The sequence below is a fragment of the Iamia sp. SCSIO 61187 genome, from assembly GCF_019443745.1.
Lineage (GTDB): Bacteria > Actinomycetota > Acidimicrobiia > Acidimicrobiales > Iamiaceae > Iamia.
Genome location: NZ_CP050948.1, coordinates 262,263 through 287,999, shown reverse-complemented (window position 1 = coordinate 287,999; position 25,737 = coordinate 262,263). Strand labels below are relative to the sequence as shown.

Below are 25,737 nucleotides of genomic sequence, written 5' to 3'. Positions count from 1 at the left end.
ATCTCGTTCTCGGTGGCAGATGTCGGACAGACGTCCCACATCTGCCACCGAGTTCGGCGGGGGTGGGGGGTTCAGGGGTCGACGGGCTCGGGGTCGACGGGGGCCGCGATGTCGCGGCGGTGGTGCATGCCGGGCCAGGAGACGGCGCTCAGGGCGACGTAGGCCTGGCGGCGGGCGGTGGCCGCGTCGGGGCCGCGACCCAGGACGTCGAGGACCCGACCGCCCGCGGTGACCAGGGCGCCGGCGTCGTCGGCGGCCACCCCGGCGCAGAGGACCTCGGCCCCGTCGACGGCGCGGGCCTCCTTGATCCCCTCGATGGGGTCGCCGGTGCGGGGGGCGACGGGGTAGCCGTCGGAGGCGGCGACGACGAGGACGAAGGTGTCGTCGGAGGCGGTGACCGGGGCGGCCCGGCGCAGGTCGCCGTCAGCGGCGGCGGCCAACAGGTCGGCCAGGTCGGAGGTGAGGCGGAGCAGCACGACCTGGGAGTCGGGGTCGCCGAAGCGGACGTTGTACTCGACCAGCTTGGGCCCGTCGGGGGTAAGGAACAGCCCGGCGTAGAGCACGCCTCGGAAGTCGATGCCGCGCGCCCGCAGCTCGGCGAGGGTCGGCTCGGCGAAGCGGGTCTCGACGACCCGGGCCAGGTCGTCGGGGCAGCCGGCGAAGGGCGACCACGCCCCCATGCCGCCGGTGTTGGGCCCGGTGTCGCCGTCGCCCACCCGCTTGTAGTCCTGCGCCGGCGGGAGGGCCACGGCCCGCTCGCCGTCGCACACCACGAACACCGAGGCCTCGGGGCCGGTGAGGCCCTCCTCGATCACCACCCGCCGGCCGGCGTCGCCGAACGACGTCCCCGACAGCTTGTCCCGCACGTCGGCCACGGCCTCGTCGAGCGAGCCGGTGACGAGCACGCCCTTGCCGGCGGCGAGGCCGTCGGTCTTCACGACGTAGGGCCCGGGGAGCGTCTCGAGGAAGGCGACCGCCGGCTCGACCTCGGTGAAGGTCCCGTACCGGGCGGTCGGCACGTCGGCGGCGGTGACGACCTCCTTCATGAACGTCTTCGACCCCTCGAGCCGGGCTCCGTCGGCTCCGGGGCCGAGGACCCGCTTGCCCTGGGCCCGCAACCGGTCGGCCAGCCCGTCGACGAGCGGCTGCTCGGGGCCGATGACGAACAGGTCGGCGTCGAGCTCCTCGGGCGGGGTGGGCACCGAGCCCGGGATCCCCGGGTTCCCGGGGGTGACGACGACCTCGGCCGTGCGGGCCAGGGCGACGGCGAGCCCGTGCTCGCGCCCCCCCGACCCCACCACGCAGACCTTCACCGGCCGGACACTAGGCGGGCACGGAAGGTGCCTGGCACCTTCCGTGGCCTACGCGATGGCGTCGCGGCGGTGGACGTACTGGTCCCGGCCGGGGCCGGTGCCGACGAGGGTGACGGGCACGCCGACCTCGGCCTCCAGCCGGTCGAGGTAGGCGACGGCCTCGGCGGGGAGCGCCGCCGTCTCGGTGACCTCGGTCAGGTCGGTCTTCCACCCGGGCATCTCGGCGTAGATCGGCGTCGCCTTGTGCAGGTCCGTCTGGTGGTACGGCAGCTGCTCGACCCGACGGCCGTCGACCTCGTAGGCCACGCAGACCTTCACCGTGTCGAGGGCGTCGAGGACGTCGAGCTTGGTGATCGCCAGCTCCGACAGCGAGTTGAGCCGGACGGCGTGGCGCAGCATCACCGCGTCGAACCAGCCCGGCCGGCGGCGGCGCCCGCTGTTGGTGCCGTACTCGTGGCCGACGTCGACGAAGTGGTCGCCCAGGCGCAGCTCCTCGGCCGAGACGCCCTCGCGGTCCTTGCCGCCGACGGCGTCGTAGCTCATGGCCAGCTCGGTCGGGAACGGGCCGGTGCCGACCCGGGTGACGTAGGCCTTGGCCACGCCGACGACCCGGTCGATGTAGCGGGGCCCGACGCCGGCCCCGGTGCAGACCCCGCCGGCGACGGGGTTCGACGAGGTGACGAACGGATAGGTCCCGTGGTCGAGGTCGAGGAAGGTGGCCTGGGCCCCCTCGAACAGGACGTGCTGGCCGGCCTCGAGGGCGTCGTGCACGAGGCCCACGGTGTCGGCGATGTGGGCCTCGAGCCGGGGCCGGTGCTCGTCGAGGTAGCGGTCGGCGATCTCGTCGGCGTCGAGCGGGAGCTGGTTGAAGACCTTGGCCAGGACCTGGTTCTTCTCCTTGGCCAGCACCTCGAGCTTGGCCCGGAAGATCTTGGGGTCGAGCAGGTCCTGCACCCGGAGCCCGACCCGCGAGGACTTGTCGGCGTAGGCGGGCCCGATGCCCCGCTTGGTGGTGCCCAGCTTCGACCGGCCCAGCCGCCGCTCGGTCAGCCGGTCGATCTCCTGGTGGAACGGCAGGATCAGGTGGGCGTTGCCGCTGACCCGGACCTTCGACACGTCGACGCCCCGAGCGGCCAGGTCGTCCATCTCCTTGAGCAGGACGGCCGGGTCGACCACGACGCCGTTGCCGATGACCGGCGTGACGTGGGGGTACAGGATGCCGCTGGGCAGGAGCTGCAGGGCGTAGGTCTCGCCGTCGACCACCAGGGTGTGGCCGGCGTTGTGGCCCCCCTGGTAGCGGACCACCATGGTGGTCTCCTTGGCGATCAGGTCGGTGAAGCGACCCTTGCCCTCGTCACCCCACTGGGTGCCGACCAGGACGGTGGCGGGCACGACGGTCTCCTCTGATGCCGGACAGGACGACGGGCCACGCTACCCGGAGGTCGGGCCGGCCGAAGAGACGTGCCTGGTACCGTCCCCCTCTCATGGCGGGAGAGGAGACGGCACCTCCCGACCGGACCCGGCGGCGGTGGGCACCGGCCCTCCGTCGCGAGGTCGGGTGGGCCCTCGAGCTGGCCGCGCTCGTCGGCTTCGCCGTCGTGCAGCCGGTGCTCGGGCCCTTCGGGGAGTCCCCCGAGACCTTCACCGGCGTCGAGGCCGGCCCCGGCGAGATCGTGCTGTTCGCGCTGAGCGTGGCCCTGGTCCCGATCCTCGGGCTCTGGGCGCTGGGTGCCGCGACCCGGCTGCTCGGTCCACGGGTCCGGCCGGCGGCGCAGACGGTCCTGGTCGCGCTCCTGGCGGCCGCGGCGGCGTCCGGCGCAGCCCGCCAGAGCGGTGGCGGCGAGGGGGCGAGGGCGGCGGCGGCGATCGTCGCGGCGACGGCCGCGGCGGTGATCCACCGCCGCTGGGAGCCGGGCCGCCGGTTCCTGCGGTACGCCTCACCGGTCCCGGTCGTGCTCGTCGCCTTCTTCGTGTTCGCCTCGCCGGTGTCGACCCTCGTGCGGCCGGCGTCGGTCGAGGTCGACGCTCGCCCGGCGGGGGACCACCCGCCGGTGGTCTTCATCGTCCTCGACGAGCTCCCCACGCTGTCGCTGGTGGACGGGGAGGGCGGGATCGACGCCCAGCTGTACCCCAACATCGCCCGGCTGGCCGGCACCTCGACCTGGTACCGCGACCACACGTCGGTCACCTCGGCGACCCAGACCTCCGTGCCCGCCCTGCTGACCGGCCGGATCACGCCCGATGCGGCCGACCAGCGGGCCGCCACCCACACCTCCTACCCGGACAACCTGATCACCCTCCTGGCCGAGACCCACGATGTCCACGGCCAGGAGTGGGCCACCGAGATGTGCCCGCGATCGCTGTGCCCCGAGCGGGGCGGCGACGTCGACGAGGAGGCCGAGGAGCTGCTCGCCCGCCAGCTGGCCGAGACCCCGGACCCGTTGGACGCGCTGACCGACGTGGCCCGCACCCTGTGGTGGTCGCAGGTGTGGCCGGCGGCGCCGACCTTCGATGCGGAGCAGACCATCGAGGGCAAGACCGAGCCCGATGACCTCAGCCGCGTCGTGCTCGAGTTCCTCAGCGGCATCGAGGAGCGCTCCGGCGACCGGCCCGCCTTCGAGTACCTGCACGCCCCGCTCCCGCACGTGCCCTGGCGGATCCTTCCGACCGGTGAGACCCACGATGCGCCCGACCCCCCGTTCGGGGCCGAGTTCCTGCTCTTCTGGCCACCGGGGGAGACGGGCGCGGATCTGGCCGACGCCGCCCGGACCCGCCACCTCCTGCAGCTCCAGTGGACCGACCGGCTCCTCGGGGCCGTGATCGCCCGCCTCCAGCGGGTGGGGCTGTGGGACGACGCTGTCGTGGTCGTCACCTCGGACCACGGCGTCGCCTTCGAGCCTGGTCACCACATGCGGGTCGTCGACCCCGAGACCGTCGTGCCGCTGGCGTGGAGCCCGCTGTTCATCAAGGAGCCGGGCCAGGAGGACGGGCAGGTGGTGGACGACAGCGTCTCCGCCCTGGACGTGGTGCCGACCGTGGCCGAGCTGGTCGGCATCGACGTCGACTGGGAGGTCGACGGCGAGTCGCTCGTCGGCGGCGTTCTCCGGGGGGCACGGCCCAAGCCCCTGAGCGTCAACGAGCCCGAGGCCTTCGAGGACCGCATCGAGGGCAACCTCGTCGCTCTGGGGTCCGACGGGTTGGACCCGATCACCTCGACGGCGGCCCGCGGGCGAGACACCGACGACGACCTGCGGGTCTGGCGGCACGGGCGGCACGGCGCCCTCCTGGGGCGGGCGGTGGACGACCTCGGTGTGTGCGACGGGCGAGGTGCGTCGGTGGACGTCGAGCGCTCTCCCACCTGGTCCGACTACCTCGACGGCACCCTCCCGGCGGACGCGCCGCGACCGCTGTGGCGTCAGGGCACCGTCGAGGGGGACGAGGACCGCGACGTCACGGCCGTCGCCGCCGTCGTCGACGACGTCGTGGTGGGCTGGTCGACCGTCCAGACCGACGGGTCCGCCCGCCGCTTCGGCCTGCTCCTCGCCGAGCCCTTGGTCCGCTCGGCGACCGGCGACCCTGCGTACTTCGAGGTCGTCGACGACCCCGGGTGCCGGCTGCGCCCGCTGGCCACCTGACGACCGGCGCCCGGCCGGACCGGGTCCGCTCCTCCCCGCCCCGGGCAGCCCTCAGACGGTGCCGCAGACCTCCATGCCGTAGGACGCGAAGCGACGCTGCAGGTCCTCGTCGGCCCGCACGATGTCGCGGCCCCCGCTGGGCCGGGAGTGGAGGTCGGCGATGAGCCGGTCGAGGTCCGAGTACAGGTCGCTCAGGTAGGCGACGTCGCCGTCGGGCGCCGGGATCGACTTGAGGTTGCCCGACATCCGCTTGTACTCGGGGACGACCTTGGCGCGCATCCAGCGCTCGGGGCGGTCGACGTTGAGCGAGGACTCGCCGGTCTCCTCGGCCTCCAGGGTCTCCTCGACGTAGTCCTGCTCGATCTGGGCCAGCTTGTCGCCCGACCCGGTGCAGACGGCGTCGGCGGCGGCGGTGTACTCCTCCTGCGACGGGGCGGTGGCCTGGGCGCACCCGGCACCGACCACGAGGGCCACGGGCAGGGCCAGGAGGGCCAGGCGGAGGCGGCGGTGGCGGAGGGGCGTCACCGGGACCCGATCGGCACCGCCCGGCCCGACCTTGAGCACCCATCGCGACCGGGACGGGTCGGGCCCGACCCGTCCGGCCCGGCGCGACCGGTCAGGCGTCGCCGAAGGCGTAGAAGCGGCCGCCGCGGGCGCCGACGAAGATGCGCCCGTCCCACACCCCGGGGGTCGACTCGATGCACCCCTCGACCTCGACGGTCCACAGCTCGGGCGGGTCGACCCGGGGGTCGGACAGGTCGAAGCCGTGCAGGGTGCCGGCGCAGTCGCCCTGGACCCACACGTCGTCGACGATCACCGGGGACGACCAGGTCGGACCGGGTAGCTGCTTCTCCCACAGGATCTCGCCCGTCTCGGCGTCGGCGCCGATGATGCGGCCGCTGTCGGTGGGGGCGATCACGACGCCGTCGGCCAGGCCGGGGGTGGCCCAGATCCCGTGGTCGTCGGCGATCGACCACACGATCGGGTCCTCGGGGTTGGAGGGGTCGAGCTTCACCAGCTGGCCCACCTCCTGGCTCCGGGCGCTGGTGGAGCTCCGCTCGACCTGCTGGCCGAAGTAGAGCATCCCCTCGTCGTCGGCCACGAGCGAGGCGTCGGTGTCGTCGCCGCTCCAGAACCGGAAGGTGCGCTCGGGCGGCTCGCCGTCGGCGAGCCCGGAGATGTCCCACCCCTGGATCAGGCCGCCGGAGTTGGTGAAGTACAGGGTGTCGCCCACGACGACGAGCGAGTTCTCGATCGAGACGTCCTCGCCCCGGCTGCCCGACCCCGACAGGTCCGCCAGCAGCTCGTCGTCCCAGCCGGGGGCGTTGAACACGATCTCGGGGTCGACGGTGACCAGGCCGTCGTCGCCGAGGGCGCGGTTGAGCTTCACGATGAAGAACTGGGAGTTCTCGCCCCCCTCGAACAGGTAGTCGTCGATGACCAGCGGCGAGCTGTCCCAGTCGTCGTTCCACAGGGTCGGCTGGACGTCCTCGGCGTCCATGCTCCAGAGGCTCTCGGGCTGCTCGCGGTCGGTGGCGATGACGTGGAAGTCGGCCCGGCTGCCGCTGTAGAGGAGCGGGAAGCCGTCGGGGTCGCGGGTGACCGAGCCCTTGACGATGTCCCCGATGGCGAACGGCGGCAGCAGGTCCTCGCCGGAGTCGGCGTCGAGGAAGTGGACGTTCTTGTCGTAGGCGCCGAAGGCGACCCAGGTGCGGTCCCCGTCCTCCCAGACCGACGGCTGGCCCGTCCACCCCGTCCCGCACCAGGTCTTGGCCTCGCCGCCGACCGACGACTCGCCGCAGAACCCGCCCTCGGGCGGGACGCTCCACAGGATCTCGGGGGCCTCCGGCACCGGGCCCATCCCGTAGTAGGACCGGGTCGGGTTGCCCCGGAAGGTGAGGAGGCCCTCGACCTCGGACGTCCACGGGTTGCCCGACGACGCCGGGTCGACCCACCCGTCGTAGCCGTCGTCGTTGGCGAGGGGGCCGGTGTCGGTGGACCCGGACGCGACCGGCTCGGCGCCGGCCCCGTCGGCCGGGGCGTCGCCGCCGTCGCCCTCCCCGCCGGCGGCGTCGTCCGCGCTGGCGGCGTCGGTGGAGGTCGACGTCGTGTCCCGGCCCAGGCCGTCGACCACGCGGTCCTCGACGCAGGCGAACAGCACGAGGGACAGCAGCAGCACGACGGCGAGCGCCCGCTGCTGGCGCTGCACCTTCAGGCGGGACCGCGTGGGCATCCCGCGTCGAGGTCCGTCGGCGTGCACGGGGCCAGCCTACGGACGGGCACCCGGCTGACCGGGGACGGGACGCCGTCGTAGGCTGCGCGGCCCGGCGGGACGAGCGGCGCCGACGGAGCCAGGGAGAGGACCGGATGAGCGCGAGCGTCGAGGACAGCGTGGCGCCCGCCGAACCCGGGCGGGGCGACGATGGCGCCGTCGAGGACGCCGAGGCGACCCTCCTCGTCCGCTGGGGGCCCTCGGCCGTGGTCGTCGTCGCCGTCGTGCTCGGCGCCGCCCTGCGGATCTGGTTCCTGCTCACCCCGACCGGTGCGCTCGACGGTGACGAGGCCGTCACCGGGATCATGGCCCACCGCATCGCCGAGGGCGACGACCTCTACCTCTTCTTCGCCGGCCAGGGCTACAACAGCGCCATCGAGCAGTACCCGCAGGCGCTGCTGTTCGCCCTGGGCGTGCCCGAGGGGGCCTTCACCCTGCGCCTGCCCCAGCTGGCGATGGCGCTGGTGTCGATCGTGCTGCTCTACCGGGTCGGGCTCCGGGTCCTCGCGACCCGCTGGCACGCCGCCCTCGCCGCCGCCCTGTTCGCCTTCGGCCCGTACCCGGTGATCTGGCGGGGCGTGCGGTCCTCGGGCAGCTACGTCGCCGAGATCGTCGTCATGCTCGTCGCCGCCCTCTGCGCCCTCAGCCTGGCCGAGGCCGAGGGCCCGCCCCGGCTGGTCCGGGCCGCGGCCTTCGGGGTCCTGTTCGGGGCGACGTACCAGCTGAACCCGGCGGCCTACGCCATGCTGGTGCCGCTCGGGGCGTGGATGGTGCCGACCCTGTGGCGCGACCGGCGGGCGCTGGCCGCGACCGCCGCCGGCCTCGTCGTCAGCCTCTTCCCGCTCGGGTACTGGCGCCTCGCCGCCGGCGAGGTGCCCCAACCCACGCCTGGCACCCGGCCGTCGACGCCCCTGTCGCGCTGGGGCGACCTCACCGACGAGATCGGCCGCCAGTTCCTCGGGTTGGCCCACCTGGCCGGCCGACCGGGCTGGCCGGTGGGGCTGGGGCGGGCGGTGGTCGCGCTCGTCCTGGTCGCCGCGGCCGTCGCCCTGGTGCAGCACCGGCGGTCGATCGTGGCCGTGGTGACGTTCCGGACCGAGGGCCGTCACCCGTTCACGCTGGTGCTGCTGGCCGTCCCGCTCACCGTCGCCCTGTACGTGGGGTCGAAGTACGCCTGGTTCACGACCGAGCCCCGCTACCTGTTCTGCGCCTACCCGGTGCTCGTGCTCGGCCTCGCCGCCGCCCCGCCGGCCCGGCGGTGGTGGGGCCCGCTCACCGGGGTGGTCCTGCTCGGCCTGGTGGCGGTGCCGAGCGTCTGGCTCGTCGCCAGCCACGCCGACGAGCGCCCGGAGGGCCGCGACGAGGACCTGGAGGAGGCCGTCGACCTGCTCGTCGCCGAGGGCGAGCGGTTCGTGTACGCCGACTACTGGACGGCGATGAACCTCCAGTTCGAGGCGGGCGACCGCCTGACGGTCGGCAGCCTCAACGTCCCCCGCTTCGCCGCCGACCGGGCCGCCGTCGACGCCGCGCCCGATCCCGTGTGGGTCGCCTCCGCCGGGGTCAACACCGACGACCGGGGGCGCATGCGCGACGCCCTCGAGGAGGCCGGTGTCGAGCACCGCGAGCGGACGGTCGGCCTGGTGACGATCTTCGACCAGATCGACCCCGACGTCCGACCCTGGGAGATCGGCCTGGGCGAGCCGCCCCCCTGAGGGCCGGTCGCCGGCGGGACGCAGCGAGCGAGGCCGCTCCGGGTCGACGAGCCGGGCCGAGGGTCAGACGACGGTGATCTCGCTGTCGTCGTCGACGGCCACGGTGACGGTGTCGCCGTCGGCGACCTTGCCCTCGAGGATGGCGACGGCGAGGCGGTCGCCGACCTCCCGCTGGATGACCCGCTTGAGGGGCCGGGCGCCGTAGGCGGGGTCGAAGCCCTCCTTGGCCAGCACGCCCAGCGCCTCGTCGGAGACGGTGAGGGTGATGCGCCGCTCCTCGAGCCGCTTCCGCAGCGCCTCGAGCTGGATCTCGACGATGTGCCCGAGGTCGTCCTCGGTGAGGGCCCGGAACCGGACGATGTCGTCGATGCGGTTGATGAACTCGGGCTTGAAGAAGTCCCGCGGGTCGCCGGGCAGGTTCGACGTCATGATCAGCACGGTGTTGGTGAAGTCGACCGTGCGGCCCTGGCCGTCGGTGAGGCGGCCCTCGTCGAACACCTGGAGCATCACGTTGAACACGTCGGGGTGGGCCTTCTCGATCTCGTCGAGGAGGATCACCGAGTACGGGCGACGGCGCACCGCCTCGGTCAGCTGGCCGCCCTCGCCGTAGCCGACGTAGCCGGGGGGCGCACCGATCAGGCGGGACACGGTGTGCTTCTCCATGTACTCGCTCATGTCGATGCGGACCATGGCCTTGGGGTCGTCGAAGAGGAACTCGGCGAGCGTGCGGGCCAGCTCGGTCTTGCCCACGCCGGTGGGGCCGAGGAAGAGGAACGAGCCGATGGGGCGGTCGGGGTCCGACAGCCCGGCCCGGCTGCGGCGGATGGCGTTGGCCACGGCGGTGACGGCCTCGTCCTGGCCGACGACCCGGGCGTGGAGCACGTCCTCCATGCGGACGAGCTTGGCCATCTCGCCCTCCATCATCCGGCTGGCGGGGATGCCGGTCCAGGAGGAGACGATGCCGGCGACGTCGTCCTCGTCGACCTCCTCCTTCAGCATCCGCTTGGTCGCCTGGAGCTCGGCCAGGCGCTCGGTGGCCACGTCGACCTGCTTCTCGAGGGCGGGGATCTGCCCGTAGCGGATCTCCGACGCCTTCTCGAGGTCGGGTTCGCGGTCGAGCTCGGAGCGCCGGGCCTCCAGCGCCTCCTTGAGCTCGCGGATGTCCTCGATGGCCTCCTTCTCGGCCTGCCAGTGGGCCTTCATCCCCGAGGACTGCTCCTGGAGGTCGGCCAGCTCCTTGTCGAGGGCGCCGAGGCGCTCCTTCGACGCGTCGTCGGTCTCCTTGGCCAGGGCGACCCGCTCGATCTCGAGCTGGCGGATGCGCCGCTCGACGACGTCGATCTCGGTGGGGAGGGAGTCGATCTCGATGCGCAGCTTCGACGCCGCCTCGTCGACCAGGTCGATGGCCTTGTCGGGCAAGAAGCGCCCGGTGAGGTACCGGTCGGACAGCACGGCCGCGGCGACCAGGGCGGTGTCCTGGATGCGGACGCCGTGGTGGACCTCGTAGCGCTCCTTGAGGCCCCGGAGGATGGCGATGGTGTCCTCGACCGACGGCTGGCCCACGTAGACCTGCTGGAAGCGGCGCTCGAGGGCGGCGTCGGTCTCGATGAACTTGCGGTACTCGTCGAGGGTGGTGGCGCCGATCAGCCGCAGCTCGCCCCGGGCCAGCATGGGCTTGATCATGTTGCCGGCGTCCATGGCCCCCTCGGCCTTCCCGGCGCCGACGATGGTGTGGAGCTCGTCGATGAAGGTGATGACCTCGCCCTCGGCGTCGGTGATCTCCTTGAGGACGGCCTTGAGCCGCTCCTCGAACTCGCCCCGGTACTTGGCCCCGGCGACCAGCCCGCCCATGTCGAGCGAGATGACCCGGCGGTTCTTGAGCCCCTCGGGCACGTCGCCCTCGACGATGCGGCGGGCCAGGCCCTCGACGATGGCGGTCTTGCCGACCCCGGGCTCGCCGATCAGGACCGGGTTGTTCTTGGTGCGGCGGCTGAGGACCTGGATGGTGCGGCGGATCTCCTCGTCGCGCCCGATGACCGGATCCAGCTTGCCCTGGCGGGCGGCCTCGGTGAGGTCCCGGCCGTACTGCTCGAGGGCCTGGTAGCTGGCCTCGGGGTTCTGGTTGGTGACCCGGTGGGAGCCCCGGATGTCGCGCAGGGCGGTGAGCAGGGCGTCGCGGTCGACCTGGAGCCGATCGGCCAGGGCCAGGAGGATGTGCTCGGTCGAGAGGTACTCGTCGGTGAGCTCGGTGCGCACCGCGTCGGCGGCATCCATCACCTGGGTGAGCTCGCGGCCCATGCGGACCTCGGAGCCGTACGCCTTGGGCAGCTTGCCCACCCGCTCCTGGGCGGCGTTGCGCACGGCGAGGGGCTGGAGGCCCACCCGCTCGACGATGGGGAGGACGACCCCCTCGGCCTGGCCCAGCAGGGCCAGCAGGAGGTGGTCGGGGGTGACCTCGGGGTTGCTCGCGGTGCGGGCCGCCTCGGTGGCGGCCGTGAACGCCTCTTGGGTCTTCAGGGTCCAGCGGTTCGGGTCCAACGCCATGACCGCAGGATACGGGGGCCTGTCGAACTTGCCAATCCCGTTGTCAACTTTTCTGCTTGTGTTGTCGCGTCAGCCCAGGGTGCGCCGGCCGCCGGGGTGGGCCTCGAGGTCGCGCAGGATCAGCCACCACGACGCCAGGCCGTGGGCGCACCAGCCGTCGAAGGCGGCGATGCACTCGTCGGGGCACCGGGCCAGGCCCTCGGCCACCCAGTCGGCCAGGGTGTCGGGGTCCGGCGGGGCCCACCCGCTGTGGCGCCCGAACCAGGCGTGGGCGACCCGGATGGCGGCCTCCTGGTCGGGGGTCGGCGCCACGTCCACGCCCGCAGGGTGCCACGCCCCGGGGGCCCGGGGTCGGTGGGGGCGCCCTGCGGGCGGACCCGGGCGCTCGGCGAATCGCGGCCGGGCGTCGGCCGTCGAATCGCCAGCGAATCGCCCTCCGAGGGGCGGCGACGGGTGGCGGCGTGGCGCTCCGGGGCCCGGGCGGTCACCATGCAGGCGATGAGCGACCTCGCCACCCGCGTCCGGCGCGAGCCCCCCCGCTTCCGCCGGGCCCGGGTCGAGTCCGTCGTCGAGGTGACCCCGCACCTGCGGCGGGTGCACCTGGCCGGCGACGAGCTCCGGGGCATCGACCCGGGCCTGCCGGGGGCCAGCGTCCGCCTCCTCCTGCCGGGCGCACCCGACGAGCCGATCACCCTGCCCGAGTGGGCCGGCAACGAGTTCCGCACCGCCGACGGCTCGCGGGCGGCGATCCGCACCCTCACCCCGGTCGACCCCGACCCCGAGGCCGGGCGGCTGACCCTCGACGTGGTGCGCCACGACGCCGGCCTGCTCACCCCGTGGGTCGATGCCGTCGGCCCCGGCGGCGAGGTGGCGATCTCCGGCACCGGCCGGGGCTACACCGTCGACCCCGACGCCGAGGGCTACCTGCTCGCCGGCGACGAGACCGCCCTGGCCGCCCTCGGCCAGGTCCTGGCCGCCGTCCCCGACGGCCTGCCCGTCCGGCTCCTGGCCGAGGGGCGCGGCCCCGACGCCGTCGTGCCGTTCCCCGACCGCGAGGGCCTCGAGGTGCGGTGGCTGGGGGCCGACCCGGACCGGCCCCCGGGCGACGCCCTGGTGCGGGCCGTGGCCGAGGCCGACCTGGCGCCCGGGACCCGGGTGTGGGCCGCCGGCGAGGCCGCCGCCGTGCAGCGCATCCGCAAGCACCTCTTCGACGAGCGGGGCCTGTCGCGCGCCGAGGCCCACGTCCGCGGCTACTGGAAGGTCGGCCGGGGCGAGGACGGCTGACCCCCGCCCGTTCTGTCAATCCCCATGCGCCCCCACGCCCCACCAGGGTTGACAGAAGCAGGGAGGGGTCGCTCAGGAGCGGCGGCGGCGGCCCTCGAACAAGACGATCGACTGCGACACGGGGACCAGGTCGGCGCGGTGGCGGCGCTCGACGGCGGCGACCTCGCGCCGCAGGTCGGCCCGGGCCTCCTCGAGCTCGGCGCGCAGGCTCCGCACCTCGGCCTCGAGCTCCAGGACGCGCTGGACGCCGGCCAGGTTCAGGCCCTCGTTGGTGAGCTCCTGGATGCGCTGGAGGAGGGCGATGTCCTCGTCGCTGTAGCGCCGGGACCCGCCGGGGGTGCGGGCCGGGTCGACCAGGCCCTTGCGCTCGTAGATGCGCAGGGTCTGGGGGTGGACGCCGGCCAGCTCGGCGGCGACGGAGATGACGTAGACGGCGCGGGCGCTCACGAGGTCGTGACCTCCTCGTGCTCCTCACCCACGCTCGCGGGGAAGAGGTGGGCCCGGGGCGACTCCTCGGCGGTGAGGGCGGCGAGCTCCTCGACCGCCTTGCGCTGGGCGGCGGTGAGCTTGGTGGGCACCGCCACCTCGACGGTGACGAGCAGGTCGCCCGTCCCGGCCTTGGCCGGCACGCCGCGGCCCTTGACCCGGAACGTGCGCCCGGTGGGCGTCCCGGGCGGGATCCGCACCGTGACGGTGCCGCCGTGCAGGGTCGGCACGGCGACGTCGGCGCCCAGGGCGGCCTCGGGGAAGGTGACCGGCACGGTGAGGGTGAGGTTGTGGCCCTTGATCCGGAACAGATCGTGGCTGGCCACCCGGACGACCACGTAGAGGTCGCCGACGGGGCCGCCGTCGCGGCCGGGGGCGCCCCGGCCCTTCACCTTGATGCGGGTCCCGTCGGTGACGCCGGCGGGGATCCGGACCTTCACCTCGCGGGGCCGGCGCTCGATGCCCGAGCCGGCGCAGGTGGGGCACGGGTCCTCGATGACCGACCCCCGCCCGCCGCAACGGGGACACGGGGTGCTGAACGAGAACGGCCCCTGGTCCTCGGCCACGACGCCCTGGCCGCGGCACTGCGGGCAGACGGTGGGTGAGGTGCCCGGGCGGGCGCCGTCGCCGTGGCAGGTGGAGCAGACGGCGTCGGCCAGGATGCGGACGCTCGTGGTGACGCCGTCGACGGCGTCGACGAACGACAGGTGCAGCTCGGTCTCGAGGTCGGCGCCCCGCTGGGGCCGGCGCCCGGCCGGACCCCCGGGGCCCCGCCGGCCACCGCCACCCCCCCGGCCGAACAGGTTGCCGAAGATCGAGCCGAGGTCGCCCATGTCGACGGTCTCGCCCGAGAAGCCGCCGAAGCCACCGGGGCCGGGACCGAAGCCCCCACCCCGCGCCGCCAGGGCGCGGACCTCGTCGTACTCCTTGCGCTTCTCGGGGTCGCCGATCACGTCGTAGGCCGACGAGACCTCCTTGAACCGCTCCTCGGCGGCGGCGTCGCCGGGGTTGGCGTCGGGGTGCAGCTTGCGGGCGAGGCCTCGGTAGGCCTTGGTGACGGCCTTCTGGTCGGCGTCGGAGGAGACCCCGAGCACCGCGTAGTAGTCCTTCTCCAGCCACTCGCGCTGCGGTGCCATGGGCCTAGCCCCTCACCTTGACCATGGCGGCGCGCACCACCCGCCCCTTCCAGGCGTACCCGATGCGGAGCACCTCGGAGACGAGGGACAGGGCGGGGTCGTCGTCGGGACCGGCCGGCTCGTGCATGACGGCCTCGTGCCGGTTGGGGTCGAAGACGTCGCCGGCGGGGTCGATGCGCTCGAGGCCGTTCTTCTCCATGGTCTGGAGCAGGGCGGCGAAGATCGGCTCGACCCCGGCCTCGCCGTGGGCGATGGCGGCGTCGCACGCGTCGAGCACCGGCAGCAGGTCCTCGGCCAACCGACTCGTGGCCCGGGCCGAGGCGTCCTCGGCGTCGCGCTGGAGGCGGCGCTTGGAGTTCTCGAAGTCGGCGGTGGCCCGCTGCCAGCGGTCGAGGTAGGCGTCGCGCTCGGTGGTGAGCCGCTCGACGTCGTCGAGCAGCGCCTCCACCGACAGCTCCGACGCGGGCACCTCGCGGGAGGGGTTCCCGTCGCCGGTCACCCCGCTCTGGCCACCTCCGTCGGCGGCGGGCCGCTCGGGCCCCTGGGCCGGCGGGAGGTCGTCGAGCCCCGACAGGTCGTCGGGGACGTCGACCACCTCGGCGTCGACCACGTCGTCGCCGACGTCGTCTCGGCCCTCGGCGGGCTCCTGGGAGTGGGTCTCCGAGGGCCCGCCGTCGGGCGTCTCGTCCGGGGGGCCCTCGGCGGGGCCCGGCGTCGCGTCGGGCATCAGACCCCCTTGGGGTCGTCGCCCTCGTCGACCACCTCGGCGTCGACCACGTCGTCGTCGGAGCCGCCGTCGGTGGCCCCGGCGCCGGGCGCGTCGCCGCCGTAGGCCCCGTCGGCCTCGGCCTTGGCCGCCTCGTACATGGCCTGGCTCATGGCCTGGCTCGAGGTCATCAGCTTCTCGGTGGCCGCCTTGATGGCGTCGGTGTCGTCACCCTCGAGGGCCGTCTTGAGCTCGGCGAGGGCGGACTCGGCCGCCTCCTTGTCGGGGCCGGAGACCTTGTCGCCGTTCTCCCGGAGCACCTTCTCGGTCTGGTACACGAGGGTGTCGGCCTGGTTGCGGGCCTCGGCCGCCTCCTTGCGCTTCCGGTCCTCCTCGGCGTGGGCCTCGGCGTCCTTGATCATCTGGTCGATCGAGTCCTTGTCGAGCGAGGACTGACCGGTGATGGTCATCGACTGCTCCTTGTTCGTCGCCCGGTCCTTGGCGGACACGTGGACGATGCCGTTGGCGTCGATGTCGAAGGTGACCTCGATCTGGGGCACGCCGCGGGGCGCCGGGGGCAGGTCGACGAGCTGGAACTTGCCGAGCGTCTTGTTGTACTGGGCCATCTCCCGCTCGCCCTGCAGGACGTGGATCTCGACCTGCGACTGCATGTCGTCGGCCGTCGTGAACGTCTCGGTCTTGCGGGTGGGGATGGTGGTGTTGCGCTCGATGAGCTTGGTGGTGACGCCGCCCTTGGTCTCGATGCCGAGCGACAGCGGGGTGACGTCGAGGAGCAGGACGTCCTTGACCTCGCCCTTGAGCACGCCGGCCTGGATGGCGGCACCCACGGCCACGACCTCGTCGGGGTTGACGCCCTTGTTCGGGTCCTTGCCGGTCATCTCCTTGACCAGCTCGGACACCGCGGGCATCCGGGTCGAGCCGCCCACGAGGATCACGTGGTCGACCTCGCCCTTGTGCAGCCCGGCGTCCTTGATGGCCTGCTCGAACGGGCCCTTGCAGCGGTCGAGGAGCTTCGAGGTCAGGTCCTGGAACTTGGCCCGGGTCAGGGTCTCGTCGAGGTGCAGCGGGCCGTCGGCGCCGGCGGTGATGTAGGGCAGGTTGATCTGCGTCTGCTGGGTGGACGACAGCTCGATCTTGGCCTTCTCGGCCGCCTCCTTGAGGCGCTGCTCGGCCATCGGGTCCTTCGACAGGTCGATGCCGTGGGCGCCCTTGAAGGACTGGACCATCCAGTCGATGATCGCCTGGTCCCAGTCGTCACCGCCCAGGTTGACGTCGCCGTGGGTCGACTTGACCTCGAACACGCCGTCGCCGATCTCGAGGACGGACACGTCGAAGGTGCCACCGCCGAGGTCGAAGACCAGGACGGTCTCGTCGGCCGTGCCCTCGCGGTCGAGGCCGTAGGCCAGCGCTGCCGCCGTGGGCTCGTTGATGATGCGGAGCACCTCGAGGCCGGCGATCTGGCCCGCCTCCTTGGTGGCGGTGCGCTCGGCGTCGTTGAAGTAGGCGGGGACGGTGATGACGGCCTGGTTGACGGTGTCGTTCAGGTACGCCTCGGCGTCGGCCTTGAGCTTCATCAGGGTGCGGGCCGAGATCTCCTGGGCGGCGTAGGCCTTGCCGTCGATCTCGGTCTTCCAGTCGGTGCCCATGTGGCGCTTGACCGACCGGATGGTGCGCCCGGGGTTGGTGATGGCCTGGCGCTTGGCCACCTCGCCGACGAGGACCTCGCCGGCCTTGGAGAACGCGACGACCGAGGGGGTCGTGCGCGACCCCTCGGCGTTGGGGATCACCAGGGGGTCGCCGGCCTCGAGGACGCTGACGACCGAGTTGGTGGTGCCGAGGTCGATGCCGACGGCCTTGGGCATGGGGGGTTCCTCCGGTGCAGGGATGTCTGTGAACTGATGGCCACCATAGAAGTTGAGTGTGTCGTTATCAACCTGCCCCACGCAGATCTCCCCGCCGTCGGACGGCAGGGGTGGTCGGGCGCACCCGACGCAGCCCCGACCGTCCACCTCCCCGCCCACGCTCCCGGGCCGGGCCCCCGTCTCTCCTACGCTCGGGCCATGCCTGCCACGCTCGTCCTCCTCCGCCACGGCCAGAGCACCTGGAACGCCGAGAACCTCTTCACCGGCTGGTGGGACTGCCCGCTGTCGGAGAAGGGCGAGGAGGAGGCCCGGGAGTCGGGGCGGCTCATGGCCGAGGCCGGGCTGGCGCTCGACGTGGTCCACACCTCGCTCCAGACCCGGGCCATCCGCACCGCCGAGCTGGCCCTCGGGGCCATGGACGCCGCCTGGCTCCCCGTCCGCCGCCACTGGCGGCTCAACGAGCGCCACTACGGCGACCTGACCGGCAAGGACAAGGCCGAGACGGCGGCGCAGTACGGCGAGGAGCAGGTGCACGTCTGGCGGCGCAGCTACGACGTGCCGCCGCCGGCCATCGCCGCCGACAACCGCTTCAACCCCAACGACGACCGCCGCTACGCCGGCCTCCCGCCCGACGTGCTGCCGCAGGCCGAGTGCCTGGCCGACGTCGTCGACCGGATGCTGCCCTACTGGTACGACGGCATCGTCCCCGACCTGGCCGCCGGGCGGGTCGTGCTCGTCGCCGCCCACGGCAACAGCCTGCGGGCCCTGGTGAAGCACCTCGACGGGATCGCCGACGACGCCATCGCCGGGCTGAACATCCCCACCGGCGTCCCGCTCGTCTACGAGCTCGACGAGACGACCATGCTCCCCGCCGAGCAGGGCGACCCGCTGGCCCGGAGCCTGGGTGACCCCGAGGCGGTGGCCGCCGCCGCCGCCGCCGTCGCCGCCCAGGCCAAGGGGTAGGCCAGCACGGGGCGGCTGAGCCCGTCGGGAGCGGGCCAGGGCCCCGACCCCGACACCTGCGACCGACCCCGAGACGTGACCACCGAGGCCGCCCCGGACACGGGCCGGCCGCCTCTCCTACGCTCCCGGGCTTGAAGACCTTCGGGCTCATGCTCGGCTACCTGGCGGGGTCGTCGCGCCGCCGCAACCTCCGCCTCGTCGGGTGGCTGCTGGCGATCCTCGTCCTGCTGGTCGCCGTCTACAGCGTCGTCTTCCACATCCTCATGGCCCGGGAGGGCCAGGACCACAGCTGGGCCACGGGCATCTACTGGACGCTCACGGTGATGTCGACGCTGGGCTTCGGCGACATCACCTTCCAGTCCGACGCCGGGCGCGTGTTCTCCGTCGTGGTGCTCGTCAGCGGGGCGCTGTTCATCCTCGTCCTGCTGCCGTTCGCCTTCATCCAGTTCGTGTTCCTGCCGTGGGTCGCCTGGCGCGACGCCAGCCGGGCGCCGCGCCAGCTCCCCGAGGGCACCGCCGGCCACATGGTGCTCCTCGGCAGCGGGGTGGTGATCGACGAGCTGGTGCGCCGGGCCGTCGACGCCGGGGTCGAGTACGTGGTGGTCGAGCCCGACCACCAGCAGGCCCTCGTCCTCCACGACGCCGGCCGCCGGGTGATGGTGGGCGACTTCGACGATCCCGACGCGTACCGGGCCGCCCGGGTCGACCGGGCCGCCCTGGTCGCCACCACCCACGCCGACACCACCAACACCAACGTGGCCTTCACGGTGCGGGAGATCACCGACACGGTGCCCATCGTCGCCACCGCCTCCTCGGCGGCGTCGGTCGACATCCTCGGCCTGGCCGGCGCCGACCACGTGCTCCAGCTGGGCCAGATCCTCGGCGAGGCCATGGCCCGCCGGGTCCTGGGACGCGACGCCCGGGCCCAGGTGATCGGCGAGCTCGGTGACCTGCTCGTCGCCGAGGCCAGCGCCCAGCACCCCGAGCTGGCCGGCCGGACCCTGCGGGAGTCGCGGGTGCGCGAGCGCTGCGGGGTCGACGTCGTCGGCACCTGGCGGCGGGGCCGGTACGAGCCGGCGACGGCCGACACCCTCGTGGAGCCCGGGACCGTCCTGATCCTCGCCGGCACCGAGGACCAGGTGAGCGCCTACGACGGGTGCTTCGCCGTGGAGCACCCGGAACCGGTCCCGGTCATCATCATCGGGGGCGGCCGGGTCGGCCGGGCCGCGGGCAAGGCGTTCGCCGCCGCCGGCTTCCCGTTCCGGCTGATCGAGCAGCGGGCCGAGCGCATCCGGGACCCGGAGACCTACGTCCACGGCGACGCCGCCGACCTCGGCGTCCTCAACCGGGCCGGGCTCGAGCAGGCCACGGCGGTGCTGATCACCACCCACGACGACGACGTGAACGTGTACCTGACGATCTACTGCCGCCGGCTGCGCCCCGACGTCCAGATCATCAGCCGGTCCAACCTGGAGCGCAACGTCGCCACCATCACCCGGGCCGGCGCCGACGCCGTCCTCTCCTACGCATCGCTCGGGGCGTCGTCGATCTGGAACGCGCTGGGCGACAACGACACCGTCGTGGTGGCCGAGGGTCTCGAGGTGTTCCGCGTCCCGGTGCCCGACGGCCTGGTCGGCCGGTCCCTCGCCGAGTCCGAGCTGCGGGACCGGACCGGGTGCACCGTCATCGCCCTCGCCCGCGGCGACGCCCTCCACCACGACGTCGACGTCCACGCCCCGCTCGAGCGCGGCGTCGCCCTCGTCCTCATCGGCGACGCCGCATCGCAGCGCCGCTTCCACGAGCGCCACCCGACGCAGGGCTGGCTCGCCACCGGCCGGGAGCGGACCACGGCCCCCTGAGGACGACCGGCGATGCGGGGCTGTGAGAACGCCTGGTTAACGTGGGGCGCTGGTGTGCCGGGAAGTCTGGTCGGCGTCCTAGTTTCCGACCCCTCAGGCCCATGGTCACCGTCGTCGTCAGCCACCTCATCCTCGCCGCGCTCTTGTTCGCGGTCGGGTCGCACCTCCCCCGGCGGGGCGTGCTCGGGCTGGCCCTCCTCGCCCCCGCCGGCGGTGCCGTCTGGGCCCTGACCCAGGTCCCGTCGGTCCTCGACGGGGCCGAGCCGTCGAGCCGCCACGTGTGGATCGAGGGCCTCGACGTCGCCTTCTCGTTCCGGCTCGACGGCTTCGCCCTGCTCATGGCCCTGATCGTCACCGGCATCGGCGCCCTGGTCCTCGCCTACTCCTTCGGCTACTTCGGCCCCGAGGTCCCCGCCGAGCGCCTGGCCCGGTTCGCCGGCGGCTTCGTCGCCTTCGCCGGGTCGATGCTCGGCCTGGTCCTGGCCGACGACGTCTGGACCCTCTTCGTGTTCTGGGAGGCGACGACGATCACGTCGTTCCTCCTGATCGGGCTCGACCACGACGGGGCGGAGGCCCGCGCCGCAGCGCGCCAGGCCCTGCTCGTGACCGCGGCCGGCGGGCTGGCCCTGCTCGGTGGGCTGGCGATCCTGGCCCAGACGGCCGGCACGACGGCGCTGGCCGGGCTGGCCCAGGCCGACGACGCCCGGGCGGTGGTGCAGGTCGCCCTGGTCCTGGTGCTGGTGGGGGCGGTGACCAAGTCCGCCCAGGTCCCGTTCCAGTTCTGGCTCCCGGGCGCCATGGCCGCCCCCACGCCGGTCAGCGCCTACCTCCACTCGGCGACCATGGTGAAGGCGGGCGTGATCCTGGTCGGCCGGATGGCGCCGGTCTTCGCCGAGGTCGGCTGGTGGCGGCCGGCGATCGTGGCCATCGGGGGGCTGACGATGCTGGCCGGAGGGATCGGCGCCCTGCGCCAGCACGACGCCAAGCTGCTGCTCGCCAACGGGACCGTCTCCCAGCTCGGCCTCCTCGTCGTCCTCCTCGGCATCGGCCACCCCGAGGCGACCGCCGCCGGGGTGGCCATGCTGCTGGGCCACGCCCTGTTCAAGGCGGCCCTGTTCCTCGTCGTGGGCGCGGTCGACCACGCCACCGGGACCCGCGACATCCGCCGGCACACCGGCCTGGGCCGCCGCCTCCCGCTGCTCGCCACCCTCGCCGCCGTGGCCACCGCCTCCATGGTCGGCCTGCCTCCTCTGCTCGGCTTCGTGGCCAAGGAGGCCGCCCTCGACGCCCTGGTGGAGGAGGGCGGCACCTGGAGCGTCGTGGCCCTCGTGGCCATCGTCGCCGGCTCCGTCCTCACCACCGCCTACTCGGCCCGCCTGTGGTTCGGGCTGTTCGGCTCGGGCCCGGTCGACGAGCCGGCCGAGGTGGGCCACGCCCCCGGCGCCGCCCTCGTCGGGCCCGTCGTCGTCCTCGTCGCCGCCACCGTCGCCGGCGGCCTCCTCGCCGGCCCGCTGGCCGACGCCCTGGGGACGGCCAGCGAGGCCCTCGACCACGACGCCCACGGCCACCTCGTCCTCTGGGCCGGGGTCCACGCCCCGCTGCTGCTGTCGATCCTCATCGTCGCCCTCGGCGCCGGCCTCCACCTGCTCCTCGGCCGGCCCGCGGTGGCGGTCCCCCGCCCCCGGCTGTCGGGCGAGCGGGCCTTCCTGCGGACCTACGACGGGCTGCAGGACGGCGCCCGCCGCCTCACCTCGCAGATCCAGAACGGCTCGCTGCCGGCCTACATCGCCGTGGTGTTCGTCATGGTCGTGGCCGGCCTCGGGGCTGCCGCCGTGTCCGGCCTCGACGTCGGGCCCGGAGGCACCTCCGACGGGGGCCTCCTCCAGGCCGGCGTGGCCGTCCTGGCCGCCGCCATGGCCGGGGCCATCGTCGCCACCCGGCGACGGTTCGTGGCCGTGCTGATGCTCGGCGCCGTCGGCTACAGCATCGCCGTCATCTTCCTGCTCTACGGGGCGCCGGACCTGGCCCTCACCCAGGTGCTGGTCGAGACGGTGACGCTGGTCGTCTTCCTGCTCGTGCTGCGCCACCTGCCCGAGGGCTACGCCCCGCCGCCGGAGTGGGCGCCCAAGGCCCTGCGGGTGGCGGTGGCGGTGGCCGTGGGCGTGGCCGTCGCCGGCTTCGCCCTGGCGGCCGGGACCGCCCGCACCGAGCGCCCGGTGGCCGAGCGGATGATCGAGGAGGCCGAGCCCGTCGGCGGCGGCCGCAACGTCGTCAACGTGATCCTCATCGACATCCGCGGCATCGACACCATGGGCGAGATCACGGTGCTGGCCATCGCCGCCGCCGGCGTGGCCAACCTGGTGCGCGCCGCCCGCCGCCGGGACGACGACGAGGGCGACCCGCTCGGCGACCCCGACGCCGCCGACGAGGGGGTGTCCGACGCCATGTCGATCGGTCCCCGCTCGGTCGTCTTCGACCAGGTGACCCGGGCCGCGTTCCCGATCATCCTCCTCGTCTCCGTCTACATCGCCCTCCGCGGCCACAACGCACCCGGCGGCGGCTTCGCCGGCGGCCTGATCGCCGGCATCGCCTTCGTGATGCGGTTCCTCGCCGGCGGCTCGCCCCGCCTCGCCCGGGTGCGGGCCCTCCCCACCTCCGGGCTGATCGGCGTCGGCCTGCTGATGGCCGTCGGCTCCGGGCTGGCGTCGGCCGCCCTCGGCGAGGAGTTCCTCGAGTCCGACATCGCCAAGCTGCACCTGCCGGTGCTGGGCGAGGTCAAGCTCGTCTCGACCGCGGTCTTCGACCTGGGCGTCTACTTCCTGGTCCTGGGCGTGGTGCTCAGCGTGCTGACCCACCTGGGCGCGGGGGCCACGACCCGCCCCCGGCGAGCGGCCGCCGCCGAGACGGGTGGGGCGTCGTGAACCTCGCCCTCGTCGCCCTCATCGGCGTGCTCTTCGCCACCGGCACCTACCTGATGATGCACCGGACGCTGACCCGCATCATCCTCGGCGTCGGCGTCATGGGCAACGGCGTCAACCTGCTGATCATCGCCACCGGCGGCCCCCCCGGGTCGCCACCGGTCATCGGCGAGCTGGGCACCTTCGCCGACCCCGTCCCCCAGGCGCTGGTCCTGACCGCCATCGTCATCGGCTTCGCCCTCCAGGCGTTCCTGCTCTCGCTGGCCTGGCGCAACTGGACCCTCGACGGCAACGACGAGGTCGAGGACGACCTCTCCGACCGCCTCATGGCCCGGCGCGACGCCGCCGAGTCCGAGGCCGTGCCCGAGGTGGCGCCCCCCGACGACGACGTCGCCGGCGAGGCCCCCCCTCCGATGCCGCCCGACGACGGGACCGGACCGGGCGGGCCCGCCTCGTGAGCCGCCTCGTCCCCCTGACCTTCGCCCTCCCCCTCCTCGGCGTGGCCCTGAGCCTCATCGCCGTGCGCCACCGGCGCGTCCAGCGGATCATCAACCTCGCCTGCCTGACCGCGAGCCTGGCCGTGTCGGTGGTCCTCCTCGTCGCCGTCGAGCGTGACGACCACGCCGTCGTGGCCCGCATCGGCGGGTGGACCTCCGACATCGGGATCACCTACGTGTTCGACCGGCTGTCGGGGCTGCTGCTGGTGATCGCCTTCACCACCATGCTCATCGTGCTGGTGTTCGCCGTGGGCCAGGGGGCCGGCGACGAGCGGTCGCCCTCGTACCACCCGTCGTACCTGGCGCTGGCGGCCGGGATCGCCGCCGCCTTCTCCAGCGGCGACCTCTTCCACCTCTTCGTGGCCTTCGAGGTCCTGCTGATGGCCAGCTACGTGCTGCTCACCCTGCACGGGGAGGAGGGCCAGGTCCGCTCGGGCACCACCTACGTGATCATCAACAGCGTGGAGTCCCTGCTGCTCCTCAGCGCCGTGGGCCTCGTCTACGCCGCCACCGGCACCCTCAGCCTGGCCGACCTGCCCGCCGCCCTGGCCGAGCTCGACCCCGGGCTGCGGACCGGGCTCCAGCTCCTCCTGCTGCTGGCCTTCGGGCTCAAGGCGGCCGTGTTCCCGCTCTTCTTCTGGCTGCCCGACTCCTACCCGACGGCGCCCAGCCCGGTGTCGGCGGTGTTCGCCGGGCTCCTCACCAAGGTCGGCGTCTACGCCCTCATCCGCACCCAGACGCTGCTCTTCCCCGACCAGCACCGGCTGCTGCTCGTCGTGGTGGCCGCCCTGACCATGCTGATCGGCGTGCTCGGCGCCATCGCCCAGGGCGACGTGAAGCGGATCCTCTCGTTCCACATCGTCAGCCAGATCGGCTACATGGTCATGGGCCTGGCGGTGGGCGGGGTCGCCGGCGTGGCCGCGACCGTCTTCTACCTGATCCACCACATCCCCACGAAGACCTCGCTCTTCCTCGTGGAGGGGATCATCGAGGACAGCGAGGGCACCGGCACCCTCGACCGGCTGAGCGGCCTGGCCCGCCGGTCCGGGCCGCTGGCCCTGCTCTTCGCCGTGCCCGCCCTCAGCCTGGCCGGGCTGCCGCCCTTCTCGGGGTTCGTCGGCAAGCTGGGGCTGATCACCGCCGCCGTCGACCGGGGCCAGTGGGTCCTCGTCGGCGTGGCCCTCCTGGTGAGCCTGCTGACGCTGGTGTCGATGGCGAAGATCTGGCTGGGGGCCTTCTGGGGCCGCGTCGACGGGGCCACGCCCCCGGACCGGGACCCGACGACGGGCGGCATCCTCCGGACCCGGCCGACCATGGGCTCGGCCACCGCCCTGCTCGTCGGCGTCAGCCTCGCCGTCGCCATCGCCGCCGGGCCGCTGTTCGCCCTGTGCCAGCGCACCGCCGAGGACCTGACCACCCCGGGCCGCTACGCCGAGCAGGTCGGTGAGCCGTGAGCCTCCGACGGACCGCCCCGTGGACGATCGTGCTGACGACCATCTGGGTGCTGCTCAACGGGCGCCCCCAGGTGGCCAACGTGCTCGGCGGGCTGGCGGTGTCGGCGATCGTGCTGATCGCCTTCCCGCTCGCCGAGGAGGGCGGGGGCCACCGCTTCCACCCGGTCGCCACCGTCGCGTTCGCCCTCCACGTGGCGTGGAGCCTGGTGACCTCGAGCCTGGCCGTCGCCCTCGCCGTGGTGGCCCCGACCCCGGCGCGGCTGCGCTCCGGCATCGTCCGGGTGGAGCTCCCGGGCGCCTCGCCCCTGGTGACGACGCTGGTGGCCAACGCCATCACCCTCACCCCCGGCACCCTCACCGTCACCGCCCAGAGCGACCCGGCGGTGCTCCACGTCCACGTGCTCGGACTCGGCGACGTCGACGAGTTCCGGGCATCGATCCACGACCTGCACCGGCGGGCCGCCGCCGCCTTCACCCCCGTCGGAGAGGCGCCGTGACCGTCGTCGCCATCATCTGCTTCGCCGCCCTCGCCGCCTGCGCCGGGGCCTGCCTGTTCCGGCTGTGGCGGTGCCCCACCCTGGTCGACCGGGCCATCGCCCTCGACACGGTGACGGCGACGATCGTCTCGGGCATCGCCGTCGGCATCGCCGTCACCGGCGACGGCATCTACGCCGACGTGGCCCTGGTCCTCGGGCTCCTCGGGTTCCTGGCCACGGTGGCCATCGCCCGCTACATGGGGAGGCGCGGCGCGTGAGCCCCCTCGACGTGGTCGGAGCCGTCCTCCTCCTCGCCGGCACCGGGCTGACCGTCACCGCCGTCGTCGGCCTCTACCGCCTGCCCGACGTGTACGCCCGCATGCACGCGGCCACCAAGCCGGCGACGCTGGGCATCACCTGCTGCCTCCTCGGCGCCGCCCTCACCGTCGACGACGTCGACATCGTCACCAAGCTGCTGCTGGCGGTGGCGTTCCAGCTGGCGACGGCGCCGGTGTCGGCCCACCTCCTCGGTCGGGGCGCCCACGAGGCGGGCGCCGACCAGAGCGAGCACACCGTCGTCGACGAGCTGGCCGACTGAC

At 73.7% G+C, this 25,737-nt stretch carries 21 protein-coding genes; 11 read left to right on the top strand and 10 right to left on the bottom strand.

All coding sequences use genetic code 11. The features are described from left to right. Positions 1-71 precede the first annotated feature (71 nt). Together purD and HC251_RS01340 are read right to left on the bottom strand one after the other, a co-directional pair. Positions 72-1,313: a phosphoribosylamine--glycine ligase gene (gene purD, locus HC251_RS01345; RefSeq protein WP_255566562.1), complete on the bottom strand. Its 1,242-nt coding sequence runs from the start codon at positions 1,311-1,313 to the stop codon at positions 72-74. Positions 1,314-1,361: 48 nt separating this feature from the next. Further along, the gene (locus tag HC251_RS01340) at positions 1,362-2,705 is read right to left on the bottom strand and encodes an adenylosuccinate synthase (protein ID WP_219943529.1); all 1,344 of its coding nucleotides are present in this window, start codon (positions 2,703-2,705) and stop codon (positions 1,362-1,364) included. Positions 2,706-2,797: 92 nt separating this feature from the next. Here HC251_RS01340 and HC251_RS01335 point away from each other — a divergent pair, with 92 nt between their 5' ends. Next, positions 2,798-4,948, top strand: a complete 2,151-nt coding sequence (locus tag HC251_RS01335; RefSeq protein ID WP_219943528.1) for a sulfatase-like hydrolase/transferase — start codon at positions 2,798-2,800, stop codon at positions 4,946-4,948. A 51-nt stretch (positions 4,949-4,999) separates the two neighbouring features. Here HC251_RS01335 and HC251_RS01330 read toward each other — a convergent pair whose 3' ends face one another. Both HC251_RS01330 and HC251_RS01325 read right to left on the bottom strand, forming a co-directional pair. Continuing rightward, a complete protein-coding gene (locus HC251_RS01330; RefSeq protein WP_219943527.1) occupies positions 5,000-5,473 on the bottom strand; it encodes a hypothetical protein in 474 nt (157 codons plus the stop codon). Between the two features lie 91 nt (positions 5,474-5,564). Continuing rightward, positions 5,565-7,181: a PQQ-binding-like beta-propeller repeat protein gene (locus HC251_RS01325; protein ID WP_219945587.1), complete on the bottom strand. Its 1,617-nt coding sequence runs from the start codon at positions 7,179-7,181 to the stop codon at positions 5,565-5,567. Positions 7,182-7,315: 134 nt separating this feature from the next. Between HC251_RS01325 and HC251_RS01320 the strand changes: the two genes are divergently transcribed. After that, a complete protein-coding gene (locus tag HC251_RS01320; protein ID WP_219943526.1) occupies positions 7,316-8,932 on the top strand; it encodes a hypothetical protein in 1,617 nt (538 codons plus the stop codon). 63 nt (positions 8,933-8,995) lie between these two features. Here HC251_RS01320 and clpB read toward each other — a convergent pair whose 3' ends face one another. Next, a complete protein-coding gene (gene clpB / locus HC251_RS01315) occupies positions 8,996-11,470 on the bottom strand; it encodes an ATP-dependent chaperone ClpB (RefSeq protein ID WP_370651326.1) in 2,475 nt (824 codons plus the stop codon). Between the two features lie 75 nt (positions 11,471-11,545). Further along, a complete protein-coding gene (locus HC251_RS01310) occupies positions 11,546-11,794 on the bottom strand; it encodes a hypothetical protein (protein WP_219943524.1) in 249 nt (82 codons plus the stop codon). 180 nt (positions 11,795-11,974) lie between these two features. On the opposite strand from HC251_RS01310, the gene HC251_RS01305 reads away from it, so the two are divergent. Further along, positions 11,975-12,760 (top strand): siderophore-interacting protein, encoded by a 786-nt coding sequence (locus HC251_RS01305; protein ID WP_219943523.1) that lies wholly within the window; start codon positions 11,975-11,977, stop codon positions 12,758-12,760. A gap of 72 nt (positions 12,761-12,832) precedes the next feature. On the opposite strand, the gene HC251_RS01300 is transcribed toward HC251_RS01305, so the two are convergent. The 4 genes from HC251_RS01300 to dnaK are packed head-to-tail and all read right to left on the bottom strand — an operon-like array spanning position 12,833 to position 16,971. After that, positions 12,833-13,207: a heat shock protein transcriptional repressor HspR gene (locus HC251_RS01300; RefSeq protein ID WP_219943522.1), complete on the bottom strand. Its 375-nt coding sequence runs from the start codon at positions 13,205-13,207 to the stop codon at positions 12,833-12,835. Continuing rightward, positions 13,204-14,382 (bottom strand): molecular chaperone DnaJ, encoded by a 1,179-nt coding sequence (gene dnaJ, locus HC251_RS01295; RefSeq protein ID WP_219943521.1) that lies wholly within the window; start codon positions 14,380-14,382, stop codon positions 13,204-13,206. Before dnaJ ends, HC251_RS01300 begins: the two co-directional genes overlap by 4 nt. Positions 14,383-14,386: 4 nt before the next feature. Further along, positions 14,387-15,109, bottom strand: coding sequence for a nucleotide exchange factor GrpE (locus HC251_RS01290; protein WP_219943520.1), 723 nt, complete (start codon positions 15,107-15,109; stop codon positions 14,387-14,389). Continuing rightward, positions 15,109-16,971: a molecular chaperone DnaK gene (gene dnaK, locus HC251_RS01285; protein WP_219943519.1), complete on the bottom strand. Its 1,863-nt coding sequence runs from the start codon at positions 16,969-16,971 to the stop codon at positions 15,109-15,111. The genes HC251_RS01290 and dnaK overlap by 1 nt, the downstream gene beginning before the upstream one ends. Positions 16,972-17,169: 198 nt before the next feature. On the opposite strand from dnaK, the gene HC251_RS01280 reads away from it, so the two are divergent. From HC251_RS01280 to mnhG, 8 genes are all read left to right on the top strand, one after another. Continuing rightward, positions 17,170-17,934: a phosphoglyceromutase gene (locus HC251_RS01280; RefSeq protein WP_219943518.1), complete on the top strand. Its 765-nt coding sequence runs from the start codon at positions 17,170-17,172 to the stop codon at positions 17,932-17,934. Positions 17,935-18,065: 131 nt separating this feature from the next. After that, positions 18,066-19,793, top strand: a complete 1,728-nt coding sequence (locus tag HC251_RS01275) for a TrkA family potassium uptake protein (protein WP_219943517.1) — start codon at positions 18,066-18,068, stop codon at positions 19,791-19,793. Between the two features lie 101 nt (positions 19,794-19,894). After that, entirely contained in the window at positions 19,895-22,714 is a 2,820-nt protein-coding gene (mbhE, locus tag HC251_RS01270) for a hydrogen gas-evolving membrane-bound hydrogenase subunit E (RefSeq protein ID WP_219943516.1), read from the top strand. After that, positions 22,711-23,169, top strand: coding sequence for a Na(+)/H(+) antiporter subunit C (locus tag HC251_RS01265; RefSeq protein WP_219943515.1), 459 nt, complete (start codon positions 22,711-22,713; stop codon positions 23,167-23,169). The genes mbhE and HC251_RS01265 overlap by 4 nt, the downstream gene beginning before the upstream one ends. Then, positions 23,166-24,662 (top strand): proton-conducting transporter membrane subunit, encoded by a 1,497-nt coding sequence (locus HC251_RS01260; protein WP_219943514.1) that lies wholly within the window; start codon positions 23,166-23,168, stop codon positions 24,660-24,662. Before HC251_RS01265 ends, HC251_RS01260 begins: the two co-directional genes overlap by 4 nt. Next, positions 24,659-25,159 (top strand): Na+/H+ antiporter subunit E, encoded by a 501-nt coding sequence (locus HC251_RS01255; RefSeq protein ID WP_219943513.1) that lies wholly within the window; start codon positions 24,659-24,661, stop codon positions 25,157-25,159. The genes HC251_RS01260 and HC251_RS01255 overlap by 4 nt, the downstream gene beginning before the upstream one ends. Then, entirely contained in the window at positions 25,156-25,416 is a 261-nt protein-coding gene (locus HC251_RS01250; RefSeq protein WP_219943512.1) for a monovalent cation/H+ antiporter complex subunit F, read from the top strand. Before HC251_RS01255 ends, HC251_RS01250 begins: the two co-directional genes overlap by 4 nt. Continuing rightward, positions 25,413-25,736 (top strand): monovalent cation/H(+) antiporter subunit G, encoded by a 324-nt coding sequence (gene mnhG, locus HC251_RS01245; protein ID WP_219943511.1) that lies wholly within the window; start codon positions 25,413-25,415, stop codon positions 25,734-25,736. Before HC251_RS01250 ends, mnhG begins: the two co-directional genes overlap by 4 nt. Position 25,737 lies beyond the last annotated feature (1 nt).

What these genes read in the sequence shown, in the direction of transcription:
- HC251_RS01290 (WP_219943520.1), bottom strand. Translation starts at nt 15,109, where the DNA reads ATGCCCGACGCGACGCCGGGCCCCGCCGAGGGCCCCCCGGACGAGACG.
- dnaJ (WP_219943521.1), bottom strand. Translation starts at nt 14,382, where the DNA reads ATGGCACCGCAGCGCGAGTGGCTGGAGAAGGACTACTACGCGGTGCTC.
- dnaK (WP_219943519.1), bottom strand. Translation starts at nt 16,971, where the DNA reads ATGCCCAAGGCCGTCGGCATCGACCTCGGCACCACCAACTCGGTCGTC.
- HC251_RS01305 (WP_219943523.1), top strand. Translation starts at nt 11,975, where the DNA reads ATGAGCGACCTCGCCACCCGCGTCCGGCGCGAGCCCCCCCGCTTCCGC.
- HC251_RS01325 (WP_219945587.1), bottom strand. Translation starts at nt 7,181, where the DNA reads ATGCCCACGCGGTCCCGCCTGAAGGTGCAGCGCCAGCAGCGGGCGCTC.
- HC251_RS01335 (WP_219943528.1), top strand. Translation starts at nt 2,798, where the DNA reads ATGGCGGGAGAGGAGACGGCACCTCCCGACCGGACCCGGCGGCGGTGG.
- HC251_RS01320 (WP_219943526.1), top strand. Translation starts at nt 7,316, where the DNA reads ATGAGCGCGAGCGTCGAGGACAGCGTGGCGCCCGCCGAACCCGGGCGG.
- HC251_RS01280 (WP_219943518.1), top strand. Translation starts at nt 17,170, where the DNA reads ATGCCTGCCACGCTCGTCCTCCTCCGCCACGGCCAGAGCACCTGGAAC.
- mbhE (WP_219943516.1), top strand. Translation starts at nt 19,895, where the DNA reads ATGGTCACCGTCGTCGTCAGCCACCTCATCCTCGCCGCGCTCTTGTTC.